Below are 21,401 nucleotides of genomic sequence, written 5' to 3'. Positions count from 1 at the left end.
ACCGTGATCGACCTGATCCAGCATCTGCGGCGGGTGAAGCTGATCCGCTATTTCGGGGCCAGCGTGATTGCGCTTGCCGCCGATATGGGCAGCTTCCTGGCCTTGCTGGCAATGGGCGCGATGGCCGCCCCTGCCTCTGCTGCCAGCTACAGTCTCGGCATTCTGGTTCACTGGCTGATTTCGAGCCGCAAGGTCTTTGCCGACAGCGTGGCGACAAGCGGCCTGGCGCGCACGCGGCAAAAGGCGCTGTTCGTCATTTCCGCGCTGCTGGGCCTTGCCCTGACTTTCGCCATTGTCTGGGCGGGTGACACGCTGGGTCTTGACCCGCGCCTTGCCAAACTGGTGGCGGTGGGCGTCAGCTTCAGCGTCACCTGGCTGATGCGCACACATTTCGTATTCCGTCTGCACGCATGAGCAGCCCCGCATCTGCGCGTTTTCCGCTGGTGCTGTGCCTTGGCCTGTGGGCCGCGGCGTGGGCGCTGCAACTGTGGATGAACCGCGACATCATCGCGGGGTGGCAATTGTCCGATCCCGATGACTTCCTGCGTCTGGTGCAGGTGCGCGATCTGCTGGCCGGGCAAAGCTGGTTCGATCTGACCCAGCACCGCATCAACCCGCCAGCCGGCACGCTGATGCATTGGTCGCGGCTGGTCGATCTGCCGCTGGCAGGGGTGATCGTGCTGCTCACCCCGCTGATCGGTGCACAGTCGGCGGAGCAGGCCGCCATGGTGATCGTGCCCGCGCTGACCTTGCTTGCGCTGGTGATGATCGCAGGCCGGCTTACCGCGCTGCTGGCCGGGCGCACCGCCGCGATTCTGGCCTGCGTGGGAATCGTGTTCCAGCCCATGCTGGGGGTGCAATTGCGTCCGCTGCGGATCGATCATCACGGTTGGCAGATCGTGTGCGTGATGCTGGCACTTTACCTGTTGCTGCGCCATCGCGGCGCGAAGGGTGCCGCTCTGGCGGGGGCCGCCCTGGCAGTGGGCCTGGCGGTATCGCTGGAAGTGCTGGCGCTGGCGGCCGGGTTTGGGCTGGTGTGCCTGTGGCGCTGGATGATGGAGGAGGACCGCCGTTCGCTTCCCGCCTTTCTCGCAAGCCTTGCCGCCACGAGCGCGGCTATCCTGCTGGCGACGCGTGGGCCGGGCGATCTGGCGGCGCATTGCGACCAGATTTCGCCGCCTTACCTGCTCGCCATGGGATCCGCCGCGCTGGCCGCCTTTGCCGTATCCCGCACGACGCGGGCAACCCCGCTGCTGCATTTTGTTCTGCTGGCCGCAGCGGGCCTGGCGGGGCTGGCAGCTTTCCTGATCAGCGCGCCGTATTGCACTGCCGGGCCGTTTGCCATGCTCGATCCGCTGGTGCGCGATTATTGGTATGTGAATGTCGTGGAAGGCCAGCCAATCTGGCGCGGCTCGTTCGGGCTGGTCGCGCCGGCGCTGCTGGCGGCGCTGGTCGGGTTGGGCGTCATGATCTGGCAGATGCGCACGGGCAAGAACACGGCGCAGCGGGCGGTGTGGCGCGAATATCTGACCGTCTTCGCGGTCACTGTGGCTACGGGCCTGCTGGTGCTGCGCACCAACGCCATGGTGGGCGCGATGGCGCTGCCGCCAACAGGCCTGCTGGCCGCGGGCCTGCTGGCGCGCGCGGTGGAAAGTGCACGCCCCCTGGCCAAGTTTGGCCATGCCGTGCTTATCGCTGCGTTGCTCGCCCCGGTCATTCCGGCCGCGATGGTCTTGGCGGCGTTGCCGCAACTGGACGGATCACCCAAAAAGGCGCCCGCCGTGTCGCAATCGCAATGCGCGCTGGCGCAGAGCGCGGCGAAACTCGACCATTTGCCGGCGGGGCTGGTTTTCGCACCGCTCGACGTGGGGCCGCAGATCCTGTCTGGCAGCCGCCACGCCGTGGTCGCCACCGCGCATCACCGCGCTGCCGATGCCATGCATGATGTGATCGCCGCCTTCATCGCCGCGCCGCCCGAAGCCGAAGCCATCGTGCGCGGCCACGGTGCCGATTATCTGCTGATCTGCCACGAACTGGCCGAGCCAAGACTCTATGCCCGCCGTGCGCCCGATGGCCTTGCCGCAAGGCTGGCGGCGGGCGAAGTGCCCGCGTGGCTGGAACCGCTGGATATCGGTCTGCCGCCGGGCCTCTCGCTCTACCGCGTCACGCCTCTGCCGGACGGAACACCAGCGCCACGCCGTTGATGCAATGCCGCTTGCCAGTGGGGGGTGGGCCGTCGTCGAACACATGGCCCAGATGCCCGCCGCAGGTGCCGCAATGCACTTCGCGGCGCGGATAGCCGAGGTGGTAATCGGTGGAATAACCGACCGATCGCGGCACTTCGCGGTAAAAGCTGGGCCAGCCGGTGCGGCTGTTGTATTTGGTGCGCGAGGAATAGACGGCCGTATCGCAGCCCGCGCAGTGATAGGTGCCGTTGCGCCGTTCGTCATTCAGCGGCGAGCTATAGGGCCGCTCGGTCCCCGCCTGCCGAAGCACGCGGAACTGTTCGGGTGTCAGGCGGCGGCGCCATTCCTCCTCCGAATAGCGGATGCGAAAGTTCTGCTGCGCGCTGGCGGGCGATCCGCAGGCGGCCAGCACGGGCAGGGCGATGCCGGCGCACAGCCAACCGAGTGCAGCGCGGCGATTAAGGCGATCAACGGGCATGAAGACTCTCCTGTCAGCCCTTCCCCGAACCTTGGCTGAATAACCCGGCAAGCAGCACTTTCATAGAGCGCGGCTTGCCGCTTCCGCCAGCACCCGATTTCATCACCTTGCGCCGGAACAGGCTGGCACCGGCGCGCACGAAGATTGCCACCCACATCGCCTGCCACGCCAGCGCCAGCAGATGCGGCCAGATCGCCTCGTCCACCGCGGCGCGGGCCAGCATGGCGAAGGGGGAGGAGAGCGGAAAGGCAATCGCGGCATATTCCAGCGCCGTGCCGGTCTGCGTCACAGCAAGGCTGGCGATGAAGAAGATCAGCACCTGCGCCATGGTGACCGGCATCGACAGCGTCTGCACTTCGCGTACCGTTGCCGCCATGGATCCCACCGCCAGGAACACCGATCCCAGCAGCAGGTAGCCCATCGCGAAATAGGCCGCGCCCAGCGCAAAGAACAGCGGCCAGCCCACGCCCGGATTGGCGAATTCGGACAGCGAAAGGCCCGCCAGCGTCAACCCGGCTGCACCCACAGTGCCCCACACGGTAATGCCGACGACCGATATGCCCAGCATCGCAAACAGCTTGCCCAGGAACAGCGCGTCCATCGGGATGGCGGCGGCCAGGATTTCGATGATCTTGTTGCCTTTTTCCTCGACCAGATTGGACAGCACCATCGATGCCAGCAGCATGATGAGCAGGAACAGCAGCAATTGCCCGGCCTGCGCGGTCTGGATGCGGCCGCGCGTCTCGCTCGCACCGCTGGTCGCAACCGGCGTGGCGGCGACTTGCGGCAGGGCCGGCGGTGGCCCGGCGGCGGCATTCGCGGCGATCAGCGCAACCGTGCCCTGCCAGCGTTCCAGATTGCCCGGCGGAGCGACGAGGCGCGGGCTGGCGAGGGAGCCGGTGACAATCGCCGCCAAGCGATCTTCGCGGTTTTCCAGCATGGCGGCCGGGTCAATCTCGGGCGAGGGCGCGATGGCGACAAAGGGAGGGATGGTGGCGCCCACCTGGCTTGCCAGCGCATCGCGCGCGGCGATCATGGCGGCGGCGTCCTGCTCGTCCATGACGATGCCGACGCGGGCGACCATGGCCTCGCTCTGCACCTGTGCGCCCACGCCGCCCGCCAGCGCGCCCACCACGATGGGAAACAGCGGGCCGAGCAGGAAGAAGATGAAAGCCCGGCTCATCAGGATGGCGAGGAAGTCGCGCCGCGCCACGACATAGGCCGCGCGCCACAGCGGCAGGCGAGACGATTGGGGGGCGGAGGCCATCAACCCTCCTCCCCCGCATCGGAGGTGACAAGGCGCGCAGCGGCAGCCTCCCCCGCAATCGCCACGAACGCATCGTGCAGCCCGGCGCGCTCGATGCTCAGCGATTGTATGCCGGCCTCCCCGTCGATCAGCGCGCGCAGCAGCGGCTCCACGCCGGTTTCGGGCAGGGGGAAGAACCAGAACTGCCCCACCTGCCGCGCGGTGTCGGGCAAGGCCGCGCGCCACGGGCCATCATGCGCGCTGGTTTCCAGCCGCACCTGCGCGGGGATGCGGTCGCGCGCCTCGTCCACGCGGCCGGCAAAGGGCACGCGCCCCCCGGCGATGATGGCGATGCTTTCGCACAGGCGCTCGGCATGGGCGATGACGTGGGTGGAGAAGATCACCGTCACCCCCCTGTCGGCCAGCCCGCGGATCAGCACTTCCAGCTTGCCCTGGTTGATCGCGTCGAGGCCCGAAAACGGTTCGTCAAGGATGACCAGTTGCGGATCGTGCACCAGCGTGCCGAGCAGCTGGACAATCTGCGCCATGCCTTTGGACAGATGGCGGATCTGCCGGTCGGCTGCTTCGCCAAGGCCGTGGTCCTCCAGCAGCGCACGCCCGCGTTTGCGGCCTTCGGCCAGCGGCAGGCCGCGCAAAGCGCCCATGAAGGCAATCGCCTCCACCGCCTTCATCGCCGGATAAAGGCCGCGTTCTTCGGGCAGATAGCCGATCAGCCGGGCGACATCGCGCGGGTTTTCATGCCCCAGCACGCGGCGGGTGCCTTCGTCGGGGTCGATGATGCCCAGCAGCATCCGCAAGGTCGTGGTCTTGCCCGCGCCATTGGGGCCAAGGATCCCGGTGATCGACCCGCGCCGCACGGTGAGGTCCACCCCGTCCACCGCCAATGTCGCGTCAAACCGTTTGACAAGGCCGCGCGCCTCGATCGCCAGTTCGCTGGGGGGAGTGTCCTGCTGCGGTGTCGCAATTGCCATGGCGCCGGGTTACAGGCCAAGAATGAACAGGGGCAAGTGCGATAATGGTTAACGCAGGCCAGACGGGGGCCGCTCTTGCGCGCGTGCAGGCTGCACTTCGCGCCAAGGCGGCGGAGCTGGGCTTTGCCGCCATCGGCTTTGCGCCCGCGGCGGATGATCCGGTGCGCGCCGCGCGTCTGCACGAGTGGCTGGCGCTGGGCTATCACGGCACGATGGGCTGGATGGCCGACCGCGCCGATGTGCGGCAGGGGCCGCAAAGTATGTGGCCCGATGCCGCCAGCGTGATTGCGCTCGCCATGTCCTATGCGCCGGATGCCGATCCGCTCGCGCTGGAGGGCAATCCGGAAAAGGCGCGCATCTCGGTCTATGCGCAGGGGCGCGATTACCACGATGTGCTGAAGAAGGCGGCCAAGGCGCTCGCCCGCTGGCTGGTGGCCGAGGCGGAAGGCATGGGCCTTGCCATGGCGTTGAAGGTGTTTGTCGATACAGCCCCGGTGATGGAAAAGCCGCTGGGCGAGGCGGCAGGGCTGGGCTGGCAGGGCAAGCATACGAACATGGTCAGCCGCCAGCATGGCAGCTGGCTGTTCCTGGGCGCGATCTATTGCACGCTGCCTTTCGCACCAGATCCGCCGGGGCGTGATCGCTGCGGGTCGTGCACCGCCTGCCAGACCGCCTGCCCTACCGATGCCTTCCCCGCGCCATACCGGCTGGATGCGCGGCGCTGTATTTCCTACCTCACCATCGAGCACAAGGGGCCGATCCCGGAAGAGTTTCGGCCTGCGATGGGCAACCGCATCTATGGTTGCGACGATTGTTTGGCAGTGTGCCCGTGGAACAAGTTTGCCGATACCGCCGCGCGCCACGCGGCCTTCATCCCGCGCGAGGAATTGACCGCGCCCGATCTGGCGGAATTGCTCCGTCTGGACGATGCGGCGTTCCGGGCCAAGTTTTCCGGCAGCCCGATCAAGCGCATCGGGCGCGACCGGTTTGTGCGCAACTGCCTGATCGCGGCGGGGAACAGCCGGAATCCGGCGCTGGCGGAGCAGGTCGCGGGCTTGCGCGGCGATGCAGACCCGGTGGTGGCCGAAGCCGCCGACTGGGCTTTTGCAAAGCTTACAGCAGATCCCTGAGCGCGACGTTCTCATCCGCCAGCGCGGCCGCATCGACCACCGCGCGGGCCTTCACCAGCTTCTGCCCCTGCACATAATCCTTGGTGCGGTTGACGGCATCCACCGCAATCACGCGCCCGTCCTTGAGGTAGATGACCGAGAAGCTCCGCGTGGCGGGATCGCCGCGCAACACCGCCGCGTCATGTCCCAGCGAGAGGCCCGCGGTCTGCAGGCGCAGATCATACTGGTTCGACCAGAACCAGGGCAGCGCATCGTAGGGAACCGGCTGGCGGCAGATTGCGCGCGCCACCACGTCCGCCATGTCGTGCGCGTTCTGCACGCTTTCCAGGCGAATAACTGCGCCGTCGGCATAGGGATTGGCATGGGCGGCGCAGTCCCCGATCGCGTGGATATGCGGCAGGCTGGTGTGGCAATACTCGTCCACATCCACGCCATTCGCGCCCGCTGCCCCTGCGGCGATGAGCGGGGCGACCGCGGGCACGATGCCGATCCCCACCACCACCATGTCGCAGGCGATGTCCTCGCCACCGGCCAGCCGGACCCCGGTAACGCGCCCGTCGCCCAGCACCGCTTCCAGCGTGGCTTCCAGCCGCACATCAACCCCATGCGCGCGGTGCTCGGCGGCGAAGAAGGCGGAGAGGTCTTCCCCTGCCACGCGCGCCAACAGGCGCGGCAATGCTTCGAGCAGAGTGACCTGGCAGTCCAGCTTGGTGAGCACGGCGGCCGCTTCCAGCCCGATATAGCCGCCGCCCACCACCACCACGCGGCGCCTGCCCGCCGCCAGATCGGCAACCAGTGCATCCACATCGCGCTTGTCGCGCACCGCGTGGACGCCCGCCAGATCGCCGCCGGGGCAGGACAGCCGCCGCGCATCGCCCCCTGCGGCCCAGATCAGTTCACCATAAGTGGCGGCCCCCCCGCCCGCGAGGGAGAGCTTCTGCGCATCAGGATCGACGCGGGTGACCGATGTCCCCAGCTTCAGCACGATGTTCTTTTCCGCCCAAAAGGCTTCGGGCCGGATCAGCAGCCGGTCGAACGGCTTTTCTCCCGCCAGATATTCCTTGGACAAAGGCGGGCGTTCATACGGGGGCACCTTGTCGCGCCCGATCATCAGGATCGACCCGGCATAGCCGTTCTGGCGCAGCGAAATGGCCGCCTGCGCGCCGCCATGGCCGGTGCCCACGATCACGACATCGGCGGACAGATTATCGGAAGGCGGCATGGTGGTGTCTGTCATGCGGCCCAGCGTTTGCCAGCTTTGGGGCGCCGGTCAAGCAATCCGCGTCAAGCACGCAGCAGTGCCAGCGCCGCATCACGCCGCCAGCAATCCCCGCGCCTGCCCCGCGATCTGCGCCAGCATGGCCGGCGTGGGCGCACCGCTTTCGCGAGCGCGGGCAATGGCGGCAGAGAGGCGCGCAATCGCCGCGCTGTTGTGTGCAGACCACTGCGCCACACGCTCATCCAGCGAAGTCTGCGCATCCGCCGCCAGCTGCCGAAGGAAATCGAACCGCATCTGCTGGAAATCGCGGGCAAGGCCGGCGACCAGCAGCCGCTCCCACGGATCGGCCGGGCTCATCAGCGCGGCGGAACCTTGCGCCCAGTCGATGCCCAGCGCGCTGCCTAGCGAGATGAAGGCGGCGGCAAGCTCCACCGGCGGCCTGCCGCTGTCCTGCGCCAGCGAGGCAAGGCCGATCGCGCCGTCCAGCGCGTAGAGCCGCGCCACGCTGTGCGCCAGCCGGGGCGGAGCGCCGAGGCCGGCAAGCTGTGCGCGGATGGAATCGGCTTGCGCGCGAGCCTCGGTGCCCAGCAGGCGGCTGGCCGTGGCGGCAAGGTCACTCACCAGCGGGGCCAAGGCGTTGACCGATCCCGCGCAAGCCCGCGCGCGCAGCAAATCGGCCATGTGCCCGCGCAGCGCCTGTGCGGCACGGGTGAACAGCGCCACGCGGGCGGCTTCGGGCATGGCCGCGGTTTCCGTTTCGCGCCACAGCGTATCCATGTCCAGCAGGGCGCAGGCGGCCACAAAGGCACAGCCCACATCGGCCAAAGATGCGCCTTCCTCCTCGGCCAGTTCAAAGGGGTGCACGATGCCCAGGCGGTTGATGGCGCGGTTGGCGATGGCGGTTGCCAGTATCTCCTTGCGCAGGCGGTGGTTGAGCAGTTGCGCGCGGAACCGTTCCTGCATCTGCGGCGGGAAATCGGCCAGAATCAGCGCATCGCCTGCCTCGTCCAGCGCCGGGGGCTCGCGCTCCAGCGCATCCTGCATCGCCAGCTTTGCGCTGGACAGGAGCACGGCCAGTTCGGGGCGGGTCAGGCCGCGACCTTCGGCGGCGCGGCGCGCCAGTGCATCGTCCGGGGCGAGCCCTTCGGTCTTGCGGTCGAGATGTCCGCTGGCCTCCAGCGCGGCAATCACGCGCGAATAAGGCGGCACTGCCGCCGGGCCGCCTGCCTCGGCAATTGACAGCGCCAGCGCCTGCAACCGGTTGTCCTCCAGCACCAGCGCGGCGACATCGCCGGTCATCTCGGCCAGCAGCGCATTGCGCGCCTCGCCATCCAGATCGGGCGCGGCCGCCAGCGCGATCTTGATGTTCACTTCGTTGTCGGAACAATCAACGCCCGCCGAATTGTCGATGAAGTCGGTGTTGATGCGCCCGCCCGCACCGCCTGCGCCGCGCAGTGCAAATTCGATGCGTCCCGCCTGCGTCACCCCCAGATTGGCTCCTTCGCCAATTACCTTTGCGCGCACTTCGCTGCCGTTTACACGCAGAGCGGCATTGGCGGGATCGCCCACCTCGGCATGGCTTTCGGCTTCGCCTTTCACATAAGTGCCGATCCCGCCGAACCAGAGGAGGTCGACAGGGCTTTTGAGGATCGCGGAAATCAGGCTTTCAGGGTCGAGCGCGGTATCGGCAACGCCCAAGGCCGCGCGCACCTCCTTTGACAGTGGGATTTGCTTCAGGCTGCGCGGGAACACGCCGCCCCCCTCGGAAATCAGCGCGGGCCTGTAATCCGCCCAGCTTGACCGGGGCAGGGCGAACAGGCGTTTTCGCTCCTTCCAGCTTGCCGCGGGATCGGGATCGGGATCAAGGAAGATGTGCCGGTGATCAAAGGCAGCGACCAGCTTTATCGCCTTGCTCAGCAACATCCCGTTGCCGAAAACATCTCCCGACATATCGCCGCATCCGGCGACGCGCACGGTGTGCTTCTGCACATCCACGCCCATTTCGGCAAAGTGGCGCTGCACGCTAATCCATGCGCCGCGCGCGGTGATGCCCATGGCCTTGTGGTCATATCCATTGGAACCGCCGCTGGCGAACGCATCGCCCAGCCAGAAACCCTGCTCGGCCGCAATGGCGTTGGCGGTGTCGGAAAAGGTGGCGGTGCCCTTGTCCGCCGCGACCACGAAATAGGGGTCCGGCCCGTCATGCACCACCACGCCTTGCGGGTGCACCACGCGGCCATCGATGATATTGTCGGTAATCGACAGCAGCGTGCGGATGAACACTTGGTAGCTGGCCTTGCCTTCCGCCGCCCAGCCTTCGCGGTCGGTCGCGGGATCGGGCAATTGCTTGGGGTAGAAACCGCCCTTCGCGCCGGTGGGGACGATCACCGCGTTCTTCACGCGCTGCGCCTTCATCAGGCCGAGAACTTCGGTGCGGAAATCGTCGCGCCGATCCGACCAGCGCAGCCCCCCGCGCGCCACCGGGCCGGCGCGCAGGTGAATCCCTTCGATACGCGGCGAATAAACGAATATCTCGCGCCATGGCACCGGGCGCGGCAAGCCGGGCACGCGCGTGGAATCGAACTTGAATGCCAGCGCCGCCTGTCCGGCCCCCTCTGGTTTTGGGGCAAAGGCATTGGTGCGCAGCACCGCGGCCATGCTGTTCCAATAGAGGCGCAGGATACGGTCGTCGTTGATCGCCGCCACCTGCGCGAGGCCGGCGCGGATTGCCTCTTCCGCCTTGGCAATGGCAAGTGCGCGATCGCCGGCAAAGTGCGGGTCATGCGCGGCGCAGAAGCGGCGGATCAGCGCGGCAGTGACCGCGGGGGCATGGGCCAGTGCATCGACCACCGAATAGATCGTGAAGGCAATCCCCGTCTGCCTCAGATAGCGGTAGAAGGCGCGCAGCCAGTCGGCCGCAACCGCATCCAGCGCGTTGGTGATGACCAGCCGGTTGAACACATCGTCCTGCGCGCAGGCGTTGAGGACGGATGTGATCGCCGTTTCGATGATGTCCGTGCGCGGCAGCAAGTCGTCAGGGGTGCGGGCGGATGGCAGGCCCAGCACGAAATCATGGATCGCGGCACTGCCTTCTCCGGCAAGCTGGGTCGGGTATTCGGACAGCACCCGGAAACCGAAATTCTCAAGCGCGGGCACCGCGTCGGACAGCGCCAGCGGCCCGCCCGCCTGATAGATCTTCAGCCGCAAACGGTCATCCGGATCGCTCGGCAAACGGTAAAGCCGTGCATCGCGGCCCAGCGGCTGCGCGTGCCGGTCGGCACCAAGGTGACGCAGCCGGATGATGTCGCGTGCGGCCTCCTGCGCCCCGTAAGCCGTGCGGTAACCCGGCGGAAAGGCGTCCGCATGGCGCAGGGCCAGGGCGGCGGCGCGTCCCTTTTCGCCCGCTGTTCCTTCGGGCAGTTTGGCCAGCGCCGCTTCCACCGCGTCGCGCCAGCCGCGCAGCATATCCTGCAGCCGGGCGTCGAGCGCTGCGACATCGGGTTTGCGGACCGACCCACGCGCGTCGAGAACATAGCGCAGCATGGCGAGATTCTCGCCTTCCACCGCCAAGGCCCAATCGAGCGTGGAGGTGCCGGTGCCGTCCTCCAGCAGAGCCTGGATCTGCAGGCGCGTGGCGGTGGAAAGCGTGTCGCGCGGCAGCCAGACAAAGGCGAACAGATGCCTCTCCAGCGGGGCAACGACCACGGCAAGGCGCGGGCGCGGGCGGTCGAGCAGCGCCATCATGGACGTGGCAATGCGCATCGTGTCGGCTTGCGCAAACCCGATCACCAGATCGTGCGGGAGAACCGAAAGGGCGTGGACCAGCGCCTTGTGATCGTGGCTGCCGGGGACAAAGCCCAGATCGCGCGAAATGGCGGCAAGTTGCTGGCGCAGCACCGGCACATCCTGTGGCGGCGTGCCGAGTGCCGCGCTGGTCCAGATCCCGGCATGGACGGATAGTCCCGCCAGTTCGCCTTGCTCGATAAGGGGCACGATGATGAGATCGAGCGGTACCCGGCGGTGCACCAGGCTGATGCGGTTCGCTTTCACGATCAATGCGTGGCGTCGTCGCGCCTTGGGCTTGAACCAGGCCAGGGCGCGCTCCCAGCTCGCCTCTGCCAGAACCGCCCCGTCCGCCGCGCTGCTGCGGCAGATGCCCAGCGCCGATGTGGCCCGCCCGTCAGCCCGGCGCACCATATGGCCCAGCTGCGTCAGCATTCCGCCTGCCAGCCAGCGCAGCAGGGCACCCGATTCGCCATCGGCCAGCAGCGCCGCATCGCTTTCCATCGCTGCGCGCATGGCCGGCCAATCGGCAACGGCGGCGCGTACATCGGCCAGCGCCTCGGCAATCGCGCCTTCGAGCGCGCGGCGCTGCCGTGCATCCACGCGGTCGGTTTCGATGTAGATGAAGCTTTCGCGGATGCTGCCGGGCGCGATTACCTCGGGCAAGTCCACGAGCTGCCGCGCCGCGTCCCGCAGCACCGGCACGATCGGGTGCAGCAGAAGATCCACTGACAACCCGGCATCGGCCAGCGTGCGGCTGACCGAATCGACAAGGAAGGGCACGTCGCGGTTGATCACCGCGATGCGCGTGGCCCGGCGCGATCCGCCCAGGCCTTCGGCCGCGCTGCGGATCAGGATCGCCGGCTTGCCTTCTGCACGATGCCGCGCTGCTTCCAGCAGAAACGAAGCGGCATCCTCCAGCGCTTGCGGCGGGGGTGTTTCTTCCCCCGGCAAGATCGAGGCAGCCATGCTGCGCGCAAGTATCGCTGCCCAGGGGCGCGCGGTGACGGTCATGCTTTCAGGCCCTCTGCCGGTTATTCGGCGCAGCCATCCTAATGCGCGGATATCTACAAACCAGCCGAAAAAGTTAGGTTTGAAACCGGATGCAGCAGGTCGCCATGCAAATCAGACGCTTAGCCGGGGCCGGTGTTATCGCTTCGGGCGCTGCGCGCGCGGATCATCGCCGATGTCTCGCGGCTGCCGTCATGGCTCCAGCCCGGTTCGCGCCAGAGATAGGCCAGCTTGTGCCGCCAGGGTGCAGCCCGAAGATCGGCGGCGATGGCCTTCTATTCGTGAAAGGCGGCGGTCACGAGGTTGAAACTGCCCAATTGCTGCACCAGGCCATAGCGGATCGGCTGGCCCTCCAGCTCAGGCTGGAAAGTGCCGAACAGCTTGTCCCACACGATCAGGGTTCCGGCGTAATTGCGGTCGAGATAGAGGCCGTTCACCGCATGGTGCACCCGGTGATGCGAAGGCGTGTTGAACACCGCCTCGAACCATTGCGGCATCCGCCCGATCGCCTCGGTATGGATCCAGAACTGGTAGATGAGGTTCAGCCCGGCGCAGGTCAGGATCATCCCCGGCTCGAACCCGGCGGCGGCGAGCGGCAGGCGAAAGGCGAAGGAGAGCGCGAGAAAGCCAGTCCATGTCTGCCGCAAAGCGGTGCTGAGGTTGTAATGCTGGCTGGAATGGTGGTTGACGTGGGATGCCCAGAACCACCGCACCCGGTGTCCGGCGCGGTGCAGCCAGTAATAGGCCAGATCGTCCAGCACGAAGCACAGCGGCCACGCCCACCACGCCCACCCTAGGGAAAGGGGGGATATCGTGTGCGCCCAGACCAGCATCGCCGCCACCGCTCCCGCGCTCAGAGCTCCGGCGATCACGCTGCCCAGCCCCAGTCCCAGCGAGACTGCCGTGTCGCGCACTTCATAGGCCCGCAGGCGCCGATTTCGCCTCGCCCACGCCATTTCGAGCGCTATCAGCAGCACGAAAACCGGAATGGCATAAGGCAGGGGATCGAAAGCGGTCATGCGCGGCCTTGCGCATTGTGGGGCCGCATCTCTGCGGGCCGTGATCGCTCAAGGAGGTTCAGCCACGCATCGGCCGCTTCGCCCCCGTCAATATGGAAAGTCCGGCCGCCCAGATGCAGCACCAATTGGTTTCCCCGCGCCTCGGCCGCCGCGCCGTCGCAGAGGCGCGCGGTGAAATGCGCGCCGTGTGGCAGGATAAGGGCAATGCGGCCCTGCGCGTCCGTGATCAGCGCGTGGCGCCTGTCGGCGGACAGCCGCACATCCCTGCCCGCAAATCCGCCGGGCAGACTGGCAGCCAGCTCCAGCGCCTCAGCTTCGTCCGAAAGTTGCGCGTCGCCGCGAAATCCCGCGGCCCATGCAAGTGCGATAAGCCCGCCAACGGCCAGTGCGGCGAGCAGCAGGGGCACCGGCCCGCCCATTGTTCACCCCTTTGCCCCGGCGGCGAATTGCTGGAGCGTGCCCGAAAGCGGAGAGATATCATACCCTGCCTGCGCGGCGGCATGGGCGATGGCGGCGGGATCATGCCCGGTCTTTGCCTGTGCCAGCGCCCACAGAAAGGTCGATCGTGTTCCCGAGCGGCAATAGGCGAGAGCCGGCCCTTTTGCGGCGGCAAGCGCCTTGCCCAGTTCCTCCACCTGTTCCAGCGAGAACCCGGCGTGTGTCACGGGAATCGCGCAATAGGCCATGCCGTGCGCGCGGGCGGCCTCGGCAATTGCCTCGCCCGGAACCTGATCGGGGCTTTCGCCCTCTGGCCGGTTGTTGATGATCAGCGCGAAGCCCAGCCGGGCGGCTTCGGCCACATCGTCGAGCCCGATTTGCGGGCTGACCCAGACCGAATCGGACAATTGCCTGAAATCACTCATCTTCCCGCCCTCTCCATGCCAGCGCTCTGCAGCGCGCGGTGAGCGCGTCTCCCGCTCCGTCTCGGCCGAGGTCTGGCGCACCTTACCGCGCCTATTTGCGCTGTCTCAGGCAGCTTGTGCAAGAGAGCGGCGCAATATTGTTCGCCACCTGCAAATTTCTGCGATATAGCTATGGGCGTGAAGTGGTGGACAGAACCTTCGCTTCCACTCGGCCGGAGATCGTCCGGGCCGCCGGGTGCACGACAAGGGCGGGATTGAAGGTTGTTGGAGTACATGGGTTACGACAGAGGTCGTCGCGGCCGGGGGCGCGACAAGCGGGATGGTTTCGGGGAAGAAGGTTTCGATCCTTTCGGTGGTCCCTCGCCATCTTTTGGCGAGAATGACTGGCGCGGCGGCGGCGACCGTTTCGGCGGCGGGGGTGGTGACCGTTTCGGCGGTGGCGATGATCGCGGCGGTGCGCGCGGCGGCTTCGGCGCACGCGGCCCGGGCGCCGGCGGCGGCGCGCCGCGCGGCGGCGGTATGCCGGCGCAGGTTGTGGGCACCGGCCAGGGCAAGGTAAAATTCTTCAACGCGCAGAAGGGTTTCGGCTTCATCCAGCGTGATGAGGGCGGGGAAGATGTGTTCGTGCACATCAGCCAGGTGGAACGTGCCGGGCTGACTTCGCTGGCTGAAGGGCAGGAACTGCAGTTCAATCTGGTGGATCGCGGCGGCAAGGTTTCTGCGGCCGATCTGCAGGTTGTCGGCGAGGTGATCGCGGCAGCGCCGCGCGCCCCGCAGCGCGAGCTGACGGGCGAGAAGGCCGTGGGCACTGTCAAGTTCTTCAACGCGATGAAGGGCTTCGGTTTCATTACGCGCGACGATGGCAAGGAAGATGCTTTCGTGCATATCAGCGCGGTTGAACGGTCCGGCCTGCCGGGCATTCAGGAAGGCGACCGGTTCGAATTCGATCTGGAAGTTGACCGACGAGGCAAGCACTCGGCTGTCAACCTGGCGCCGGTTCGCGACTGATTCGCGAATCGCTGCTGGTCTGGCGGCCGGGTTTGACCGGCCGCCGCACCAGTCCTAGATCATGGAACATGGTGCAGGCGGCCGATCGGTCGCCATTTTGCGTTCAACACACATTGTTCCAAAGGATTTCCAGATGTCCATCACTCCGCTGATGCCGGTCTATCCCCGGTGCTCGGTCCGGCCTGTTGCGGGCGAGCATTGCCACCTGATCACCGAAGATGGGACGCGCTATCTCGATTTCGCATCGGGTATCGCGGTCAACCTGCTGGGCCATTCGCATGAAGGCCTGATCGGCGCGATCCAGCGTCAGGCGGCAACGCTGATGCACGTATCAAACCTCTATGGCAGCCCGCAGGGCGAGGCACTGGCCCAGCGGCTGGTGGATATTACCTTTGCCGATACGGTTTTCTTCACCAATTCGGGTGCCGAAGCGGTCGAGGCGGCGATCAAGACCGCGCGCGCCTATCACCAGGCCGGCGGAGATACCACACGGTACGAGTTGATCACCTTCAACAACGCCTTTCACGGACGCACGATGGCCACCATCAGCGCGTCCAGCCAGGAAAAGATGCACAAGGGCTTTGCCCCGCTGCTGTCGGGCTTTCGCTATGTCGAATTCAACGATCTGGAAGGGGCAAAGGCGGCGATCGGGCCGCAGACCGCCGGTTTCCTGGTCGAACCGATTCAGGGCGAAGGCGGCATTCGCGTGGGCACGCCCGAATTCATCCGCGGTCTGCGGGAACTGGCGGACGAGCATGATCTGATGCTCGCCTTTGACGAGGTGCAGTGCGGCGTTGCCCGCACCGGCACCTTCTATGCCTATGAACAATACGGTGTGGAGCCGGATATTCTCGCCACGGCGAAGGGCATTGGCGGCGGTTTTCCGCTTGGCGCGTGTCTCGCCACGGAAAAGGCGGCACGCGGCATGACGTTCGGCACGCACGGTTCAACCTATGGCGGCAATCCGCTGGCCATGGCGGCGGGCATGGCGGTGATGGATGCGGTGGCCAACCCGCAATTCCTTGCCGAAGTGCGCGAAAAGGGCGAGCGGCTGCGCACCCGGCTTGAGCAGTTCATCGGCAATTATCCCGAACTGTTCGAAGGCGTGCGGGGGATGGGCCTGATGCTCGGGCTGAAACTGCGGAGCGAGCCGCGCCCCTTCATGGTGCATCTGCGCGACAATCACCAACTGCTGACTGTTGCGGCTGCTGACGACACGCTGCGCATCCTGCCCCCGCTGGTGATCGGCGATGCCGAGATCGACGAGTTCATGGAAAAGCTTTCGGCCGCTGCGGCGAGCTATGCCGTGCCGCAGGCCGCGTAATGGCGATGCGGCACTTCCTCGACCTTTCCGATGCGGGCGGTGATGCCATCGCGGCGATGCTGAGCGATGCGATCGACCGCAAGTCGGCGCGCAAGGGGTGGCCCAAGGCCACGCCTGATGCCGATGCTCCGCTGGCGGGCAGGGTGCTGGCGATGGTGTTCGAGAAGAACTCGACCCGCACGCGTGTCAGCTTTGATATTGCAATCCGCCAACTGGGCGGTGTGCCGCTGATCCTGGATGCCGGGACCAGCCAGCTGGGCAGGGGCGAAAGCATTGCCGATACGGCACGGGTGCTGAGCCGGATGGCGGATGCGATCATGGTGCGCACCGATGATCACGCCAAGGTGGAGGAAATGGCCCGTCATGCAGGGGTGCCGGTCATCAACGGCCTGACCGACCGTTCGCATCCCTGCCAGATCGTCGCCGACCTGCTCACCATTGTCGAACAGGGCAAGGCCCTGCCCGGTTTGCAGATAGGGTGGCTGGGCGATTGCAACAATGTGATGAATTCGCTGGTGGAAGCGGCCGGCCTGATGAAATTCGCCATTCGTATCGGCACGCCAGCGGGCTATGTGCCCGATGCTGCCTATGTCGAAACGGCAAGGGCACGTGGCGGCACGGTGACGGTTACGCATGATGCAGCCCAAGCTGCGGCGGATGCCGATATCATCGTGACTGACACCTGGATCTCGATGGGGCAGGCGCACGCGCAGGATAAGATGGTAGAGCTTGCACCATATCAGGTGAATGCCGCGTTGATGGCGAAGGCCAGGCGTAATGCCCGTTTCCTGCATTGCCTGCCGGCGCATATCGGAGAAGAGGTAACCGCGGACGTTTTCGAAGGCCCGCAATCGGTTGTCTTTGACGAGGCGGAAAACCGCATTCACGCGCAGAAGTCCATTCTGTTGTGGTGTTTCGGCCTGTTGGGGTGATGCCGGGTTAACTTCCGCCCTGCGTCACCTATATGGCCGGAATGACCGATACGCCCACGCCGATGCCCGAAACGGGATCCGACCAGCTGCTTGGTTTCACCATTGCTTCGCGCAATTGCCGCGGGCGCATGGTGCGGCTTGGTAATGTGCTGGACGAGATTCTTTCGGCACATGATTATCCCCCCGCCATCAAGCTGGTGCTGGCCGAAGCGCTGGTGCTGGCAACGCTCATGGGCGGATTGCTAAAAGAGCAGGGTGACCAGCTGACCCTTCAGGCGCAGGCAAAGGGCGGAGTGATTTCATTGCTGGTGTGCGATTACCGCAATGGCGAATTGCGCGGCTATGTCGAGCATGACCCGGCCGAGTTCGACAGATTGGGCGCCAATCCCGGGCTGGCCGAGATGTTCGGGGAAGGCTATCTCGCAATCACGTTCGATATGGCAGGCCCTGCGCAGCGGTATCAGGGCATCGTCCCACTCGAGGGGGCCAGCCTGACCGGCGCCGTTGAAGCCTATTTCGCGCAAAGCGAGCAGGTGCCCACGCTGATCCGCACAGCCGTGCGGTCGGGCGCCGCCGGCAATGTGGCAGCGGGTATGCTGGTGCAGCATCTGCCCGATGGGGAGGAAGGGCGCGAGCGGCTGCACGTGCGCTTTGATGAGCCGGAATGGGAACATGTCAGCGTGATGGCTGCCTCGGTCAGTCCGGCCGAGCTTCTTGAACAGGATTTGTCATTGGAAGCGATCCTGTGGCGGCTGTACCATGAAGAGGAAGCAATCTTGGTGTCTCCCGGCTCTCGCCTGGTTCGCGGTTGCCGCTGCACCTTGGTGCATTTTGAGGAGGTGCTCGCCCGCTTTGCCAAGGAGGATCGGCGCGAAATGGCGAATGAAGACGGCGTGATCCTGGTTGATTGCGCGTTTTGTTCACGCCAATTCCGTGTGCAGGATTGACCGATGTGAACGAGGCGAATGTGCGGTCGCCGCAATATCTCGTTCATGCGTGATCCTGCAGAAGCCTGTCCGGACGGGTGAGCCTTACCGCGTTCAGGAGTGTGCGATGGTTCAAGCAAGGAAAGTGCGAAAGGAACTGGCGGCAGCCGCGATCCTGTGCGCTGCTGCTTTTCCTGTTGCTGCCCAAGCGCCCGGACTTGCGATGCTTGATGCGTTGGCAAAAGGCAGTTGGGAATTCCGGTTACGCCACGGCGAGGCGCCAGCAGCGGTCTGTGTGCGCAGCGGAAGGGAACTCATCCAGATCAGGCATCGCCAGCCAGGCTGTTCGCAATATGTGGTGGACGATCAGCCCAATTCCGTGACCGTGCAATATACCTGCCGCGGCGATGGCTATGGCCGAACGACAATCCGGCGGGAGGACAGCCGGCTTGTCCAGATCCGAAGTCAGGGAATGCAGGGAGGAATGCCTTTCACCCTCGAGGGCGAGGCCCGACAGACAGGCAGCTGCTGAACGCCGAGGATTTTGCCGCTTGCCCAAGGCGGGCGATGTGGCTTAGCCCGGGATCATGCAAACATCCCTGCAAAGCGCCGTGATCCTCTTGTCGGGCGGTCTCGATTCGATGGTCGCGGCCGGCATTGCGCGCGAACAGGGATTTGCAATCAACGCGCTGACGATCGATTACAACCAGCGCCATCGGCGCGAGATCGAGAGTGCGAGGCATATTGCCGAAGTGTTGGGTGCGCAGCGGCATGTCGTGCTTCCGCTCGACTTGCGGCAATTTGGCGGTTCCGCACTGACGGATGATATTGCTGTTCCCAAAGGCGGGCTGGAGGAAGGCATACCGGTAACTTACGTGCCCGCTCGCAATCTCGTGTTCCTGTCTCTGACGCTGGCCTGGGCAGAAGCAATCGGGGCGCACGATATCTTTATTGGCGTGAACGCGCTCGATTATTCAGGCTATCCCGATTGCCGCCCCGATTTCATCGCAAGTTTTCAGGAGACGGCGCGCCTTGCCACGCGCGACGGCATGACGGGCAAGCCGTTCACCATTCACGCGCCACTGCAATTCTGGGGCAAGGCGCGCATTGCGAGCGAAGCGGTGCGGCTGGGGCTTGATCCGGCGCTGAGCTGGTCGTGCTATGATCCTGATCCGGGCGGTTTGGCGTGCGGCCTGTGCGACAGCTGCCGCTTGCGCCGCAAGGGATTTGCGGATGCAGGACTTCCCGATTCCACGGCCTACGCAGCAAATCCGGAACCGGAGGAATGACGCCGGCCAAGGGAGTGAAGGAGGATGCCCCGGAAGCCGTCCCACCTTACAGTTGGTATGCTCTCGGCGTTCTCTTCCTCGTCTACCTGGTCAATTTCGTTGACCGGCAGATCCTGTCGATCCTCGCCAATGATATAAAGGCCGACCTTGGGATCGGTGATGCGCAGCTCGGCTTTCTCTATGGCACGGCCTTTGCCATCTTCTATGGCTTGTTCGGGATACCCTTGGGCCGCCTGGCCGACGGGTGGCATCGCTTGCGCTTGCTGAGCATGGGGCTTGCGCTGTGGTCTGCCATGACCATGCTGTCAGGTTTTGCACGCAATTTCGCTATGCTGACCGCTGCGCGCATCGGCGTGGGCGTGGGCGAGGCAAGTGCGAATCCCTGCGCCTATTCCCTGATCGCCGACTGGTTTCCCAAGCGACTGCGCGCAACGGCCTTGTCCATTTACGCATCGGGCCTGTTCGTGGGCAGCGGGTTGTCGCTTGTTCTCGGTGGGGCGATTGTGGAGCGCTGGAACAACATCTGGCCCGGCGGCGGCCCATTGGGTCTTGCGGGATGGCAGGCTGCCTTTGTAATCGTTGGATTTCCCGGCCTTGTCCTTGCCCTGTGGGTGCTGACCTTGAAGGAGCCGGTGCGGGGCGTCTTTGAAGGCGAGGCAAACGCGAATCAGATAAATGCCTGGAGCACCTTTTTCTCGGAGGTTGTGTTGATACTTCCTCCGTTCACCCTGATAGGGGCTGCCCGGAGGGGTGCGCGTGCCTTTGCAGTGAATGTGGCCGCTGCCTGCCTTTTCACCATTCTGGCAGTTGCCGCTATCCGCATCATGGGGAATCCTGCGCAGTTCATTCTCATCGGGATCGGCTTTTACGCGACCTTCACCTGGGCAACCGCGCTGCGTGCGCGCGACCCGGAAACCTTCCAGCTTACCTGGGGGTCGGCCGCATTCATGGGAGTGGTGCTGGTCTATGCCTGCGTCAGCTATGTGGGCTACACAGTCACATACTGGGCCGCCCCCTATGCCGAGCGGACATTTGCCCTCAGCAAGACTGACCTTGGCTGGGTGATCGGCGCACCCAATGCCTTGGGCGGCTTTCTGGGCGTTCTGCTTGGAGGCTGGTTGGCAGACCGTCTGGCCCGCCGGTTTGCAGCCGGGCGGATATTTGTCGCCTTGATCGCGCTGGGCGGAGCGGTGCCCCTGGTGCTGGTCGGCTACGGATCACCATCCAGCACGACGTTTCTGCTGTGCAATTTCCTTGTGCAGGCAGGCACAGCGTCAGCCTTGGGCGCTTGCGGTGCAGCCAGCCTGGCGCTGGTCAGGCCGCAGATGAGGGGAACGGCAACGGCAATCTTCCTGCTGGGCGCAACGCTGATTGGACTGGGATTTGGCCCGTTTGTCGCAGGATTTGTTTCGGAACAGACAGGCGCGCTGGCAAACGGGGTAAAGGCCTCGCTGGTGGCGGTTGTCCCCGGCCTTGTGGCGCTCGCTGTTGTCGTGCGCCATTACGCCCGTTCGCTTGCCCGATTGGGTTAGGCATTCGGAAGCAATCCGGCAGCCAGCAGCGCTGCGATAAGGGCATTTAATGTCGCGCGCGCTTCGACGTCGATCACGGTTCCGCCCTGAGGGGCGGGCACGGCAGCGGCCATGTGCCAGCCGTTGGCGAAGCGCATTGTCTGTCCAGCGGATTCATTGAACACGGTCATGCCTGAACGAGGTGCCACGAACAGCCAATTGCCCGCCTCGTATCCGGCAATGTGGCCATTCCTTCCCGTCCACCCCGATGTGGGAGCGTTGCCCACCAGCCAGCAATCGCCGGGCTGCGGAGACGCGGGCGGCGAGTTGGTTATGCCCTTGATCGCCGGATGCAGGAGCAAGTCGGTGCGCGCGGCAACTTCATTCAGGAAGATCTCCTTCTGTGCCTGTCCGGCAAAGAGGAAGGGCAGCGCATAGCGCGCAGTAGTGGAATTGAAGGTGACGGGTTCGCTCATCAGAAGAG

The 21,401-nt window shown here is 65.4% G+C and carries 18 protein-coding genes and 1 pseudogene; 10 read left to right on the top strand and 9 right to left on the bottom strand.

Going from position 1 to position 21,401, the window contains the following annotated elements; genetic code table 11:
- The first annotated feature begins 3 nt into the window (after positions 1 to 3).
- Both WFP44_RS11465 and WFP44_RS11460 read left to right on the top strand, forming a co-directional pair.
- The gene (locus WFP44_RS11465) at positions 4 to 414 is read left to right on the top strand and encodes a GtrA family protein (protein ID WP_336926696.1); all 411 of its coding nucleotides are present in this window, start codon (positions 4 to 6) and stop codon (positions 412 to 414) included.
- Positions 411 to 2,204 carry a hypothetical protein gene (locus WFP44_RS11460; protein WP_336926695.1) on the top strand — a complete coding sequence of 598 codons (1,794 nt, stop codon included), beginning with the start codon at positions 411 to 413 and terminating at the stop codon, positions 2,202 to 2,204. Before WFP44_RS11465 ends, WFP44_RS11460 begins: the two co-directional genes overlap by 4 nt.
- Here the strand turns inward: WFP44_RS11460 and msrB are convergent.
- From msrB to WFP44_RS11445, 3 genes are read right to left on the bottom strand one after another with little or no spacing between them, the layout of a single operon-like run.
- Positions 2,164 to 2,664 carry a peptide-methionine (R)-S-oxide reductase MsrB gene (msrB, locus tag WFP44_RS11455; RefSeq protein ID WP_336926694.1) on the bottom strand — a complete coding sequence of 167 codons (501 nt, stop codon included), beginning with the start codon at positions 2,662 to 2,664 and terminating at the stop codon, positions 2,164 to 2,166. The two genes, WFP44_RS11460 and msrB, sit on opposite strands and share 41 nt — an antisense overlap.
- A 13-nt stretch (positions 2,665 to 2,677) precedes the next feature.
- Positions 2,678 to 3,931 (bottom strand): ABC transporter permease, encoded by a 1,254-nt coding sequence (locus tag WFP44_RS11450; protein WP_336926693.1) that lies wholly within the window; start codon positions 3,929 to 3,931, stop codon positions 2,678 to 2,680.
- Entirely contained in the window at positions 3,931 to 4,902 is a 972-nt protein-coding gene (locus tag WFP44_RS11445; RefSeq protein ID WP_336926692.1) for an ABC transporter ATP-binding protein, read from the bottom strand. The genes WFP44_RS11450 and WFP44_RS11445 overlap by 1 nt, the downstream gene beginning before the upstream one ends.
- A gap of 44 nt (positions 4,903 to 4,946) precedes the next feature.
- On the opposite strand from WFP44_RS11445, the gene queG reads away from it, so the two are divergent.
- Positions 4,947 to 6,032: a tRNA epoxyqueuosine(34) reductase QueG gene (queG, locus tag WFP44_RS11440; RefSeq protein ID WP_336926691.1), complete on the top strand. Its 1,086-nt coding sequence runs from the start codon at positions 4,947 to 4,949 to the stop codon at positions 6,030 to 6,032.
- Here queG and WFP44_RS11435 read toward each other — a convergent pair.
- The 5 genes and pseudogenes from WFP44_RS11435 to WFP44_RS11415 form a co-directional block, all read right to left on the bottom strand.
- On the bottom strand, positions 6,016 to 7,269 hold the full coding sequence (locus WFP44_RS11435) for an NAD(P)/FAD-dependent oxidoreductase (protein WP_336926690.1): 1,254 nt from the start codon (positions 7,267 to 7,269) through the stop codon (positions 6,016 to 6,018). The two genes, queG and WFP44_RS11435, sit on opposite strands and share 17 nt — an antisense overlap.
- Before the next feature lie 75 nt (positions 7,270 to 7,344).
- Positions 7,345 to 12,048: an NAD-glutamate dehydrogenase gene (locus WFP44_RS11430; protein ID WP_336926689.1), complete on the bottom strand. Its 4,704-nt coding sequence runs from the start codon at positions 12,046 to 12,048 to the stop codon at positions 7,345 to 7,347.
- 119 nt (positions 12,049 to 12,167) lie between these two features.
- Positions 12,168 to 13,064 (bottom strand): annotated as a pseudogene (locus tag WFP44_RS11425) (sterol desaturase family protein).
- Positions 13,061 to 13,483 carry a hypothetical protein gene (locus WFP44_RS11420; protein ID WP_336926688.1) on the bottom strand — a complete coding sequence of 141 codons (423 nt, stop codon included), beginning with the start codon at positions 13,481 to 13,483 and terminating at the stop codon, positions 13,061 to 13,063. Before WFP44_RS11420 ends, WFP44_RS11425 begins: the two are co-directional and overlap by 4 nt.
- Before the next feature lie 3 nt (positions 13,484 to 13,486).
- Complete coding sequence (locus WFP44_RS11415) at positions 13,487 to 13,927, bottom strand: protein tyrosine phosphatase family protein (protein ID WP_336926687.1); 441 nt, start codon at positions 13,925 to 13,927, stop codon at positions 13,487 to 13,489.
- A gap of 273 nt (positions 13,928 to 14,200) precedes the next feature.
- On the opposite strand from WFP44_RS11415, the gene WFP44_RS11410 reads away from it, so the two are divergent.
- The 7 genes from WFP44_RS11410 (at position 14,201) to WFP44_RS11380 (ending at position 20,938) form a co-directional block, all read left to right on the top strand.
- The gene (locus WFP44_RS11410; protein WP_336926686.1) at positions 14,201 to 14,935 is read left to right on the top strand and encodes a cold-shock protein; all 735 of its coding nucleotides are present in this window, start codon (positions 14,201 to 14,203) and stop codon (positions 14,933 to 14,935) included.
- Between the two features lie 133 nt (positions 14,936 to 15,068).
- Positions 15,069 to 16,259, top strand: coding sequence for an aspartate aminotransferase family protein (locus WFP44_RS11405; protein ID WP_336926685.1), 1,191 nt, complete (start codon positions 15,069 to 15,071; stop codon positions 16,257 to 16,259).
- Positions 16,259 to 17,191, top strand: a complete 933-nt coding sequence (argF, locus tag WFP44_RS11400; RefSeq protein ID WP_336926684.1) for an ornithine carbamoyltransferase — start codon at positions 16,259 to 16,261, stop codon at positions 17,189 to 17,191. Before WFP44_RS11405 ends, argF begins: the two co-directional genes overlap by 1 nt.
- Before the next feature lie 41 nt (positions 17,192 to 17,232).
- Positions 17,233 to 18,138: an Hsp33 family molecular chaperone HslO gene (hslO, locus tag WFP44_RS11395; protein WP_336926683.1), complete on the top strand. Its 906-nt coding sequence runs from the start codon at positions 17,233 to 17,235 to the stop codon at positions 18,136 to 18,138.
- A gap of 49 nt (positions 18,139 to 18,187) precedes the next feature.
- Positions 18,188 to 18,649, top strand: coding sequence for a DUF3617 domain-containing protein (locus tag WFP44_RS11390; protein ID WP_336926682.1), 462 nt, complete (start codon positions 18,188 to 18,190; stop codon positions 18,647 to 18,649).
- A 55-nt stretch (positions 18,650 to 18,704) separates the two neighbouring features.
- Positions 18,705 to 19,406 (top strand): 7-cyano-7-deazaguanine synthase QueC, encoded by a 702-nt coding sequence (gene queC / locus WFP44_RS11385; protein ID WP_336926681.1) that lies wholly within the window; start codon positions 18,705 to 18,707, stop codon positions 19,404 to 19,406.
- Positions 19,403 to 20,938 carry a spinster family MFS transporter gene (locus WFP44_RS11380; RefSeq protein ID WP_336926680.1) on the top strand — a complete coding sequence of 512 codons (1,536 nt, stop codon included), beginning with the start codon at positions 19,403 to 19,405 and terminating at the stop codon, positions 20,936 to 20,938. The genes queC and WFP44_RS11380 overlap by 4 nt, the downstream gene beginning before the upstream one ends.
- On the opposite strand, the gene WFP44_RS11375 is transcribed toward WFP44_RS11380, so the two are convergent.
- A complete protein-coding gene (locus WFP44_RS11375; protein WP_336926679.1) occupies positions 20,935 to 21,393 on the bottom strand; it encodes a DUF2793 domain-containing protein in 459 nt (152 codons plus the stop codon). The two genes, WFP44_RS11380 and WFP44_RS11375, sit on opposite strands and share 4 nt — an antisense overlap.
- Positions 21,394 to 21,401 lie beyond the last annotated feature (8 nt).

The organism is Alteraurantiacibacter palmitatis (genome assembly GCF_037154115.1).
GTDB classification, from domain to species: domain Bacteria; phylum Pseudomonadota; class Alphaproteobacteria; order Sphingomonadales; family Sphingomonadaceae; genus Alteraurantiacibacter; species Alteraurantiacibacter palmitatis.
The sequence above is the reverse complement of the archived record's forward strand: the minus strand, read 5'-3'. Positions and strand labels throughout refer to the sequence as shown.

What these genes read in the sequence shown, in the direction of transcription:
- WFP44_RS11430 (WP_336926689.1), bottom strand. Translation starts at nt 12,048, where the DNA reads ATGACCGTCACCGCGCGCCCCTGGGCAGCGATACTTGCGCGCAGCATG.
- hslO (WP_336926683.1), top strand. Translation starts at nt 17,233, where the DNA reads ATGACCGATACGCCCACGCCGATGCCCGAAACGGGATCCGACCAGCTG.
- WFP44_RS11460 (WP_336926695.1), top strand. Translation starts at nt 411, where the DNA reads ATGAGCAGCCCCGCATCTGCGCGTTTTCCGCTGGTGCTGTGCCTTGGC.
- WFP44_RS11405 (WP_336926685.1), top strand. Translation starts at nt 15,069, where the DNA reads ATGTCCATCACTCCGCTGATGCCGGTCTATCCCCGGTGCTCGGTCCGG.
- queG (WP_336926691.1), top strand. Translation starts at nt 4,947, where the DNA reads ATGGTTAACGCAGGCCAGACGGGGGCCGCTCTTGCGCGCGTGCAGGCT.
- WFP44_RS11375 (WP_336926679.1), bottom strand. Translation starts at nt 21,393, where the DNA reads ATGAGCGAACCCGTCACCTTCAATTCCACTACTGCGCGCTATGCGCTG.
- argF (WP_336926684.1), top strand. Translation starts at nt 16,259, where the DNA reads ATGGCGATGCGGCACTTCCTCGACCTTTCCGATGCGGGCGGTGATGCC.
- WFP44_RS11435 (WP_336926690.1), bottom strand. Translation starts at nt 7,269, where the DNA reads ATGACAGACACCACCATGCCGCCTTCCGATAATCTGTCCGCCGATGTC.
- WFP44_RS11380 (WP_336926680.1), top strand. Translation starts at nt 19,403, where the DNA reads ATGACGCCGGCCAAGGGAGTGAAGGAGGATGCCCCGGAAGCCGTCCCA.
- WFP44_RS11420 (WP_336926688.1), bottom strand. Translation starts at nt 13,483, where the DNA reads ATGGGCGGGCCGGTGCCCCTGCTGCTCGCCGCACTGGCCGTTGGCGGG.
- msrB (WP_336926694.1), bottom strand. Translation starts at nt 2,664, where the DNA reads ATGCCCGTTGATCGCCTTAATCGCCGCGCTGCACTCGGTTGGCTGTGC.
- WFP44_RS11415 (WP_336926687.1), bottom strand. Translation starts at nt 13,927, where the DNA reads ATGAGTGATTTCAGGCAATTGTCCGATTCGGTCTGGGTCAGCCCGCAA.
- queC (WP_336926681.1), top strand. Translation starts at nt 18,705, where the DNA reads ATGCAAACATCCCTGCAAAGCGCCGTGATCCTCTTGTCGGGCGGTCTC.
- WFP44_RS11445 (WP_336926692.1), bottom strand. Translation starts at nt 4,902, where the DNA reads ATGGCAATTGCGACACCGCAGCAGGACACTCCCCCCAGCGAACTGGCG.
- WFP44_RS11450 (WP_336926693.1), bottom strand. Translation starts at nt 3,931, where the DNA reads ATGGCCTCCGCCCCCCAATCGTCTCGCCTGCCGCTGTGGCGCGCGGCC.
- WFP44_RS11410 (WP_336926686.1), top strand. Translation starts at nt 14,201, where the DNA reads ATGGGTTACGACAGAGGTCGTCGCGGCCGGGGGCGCGACAAGCGGGAT.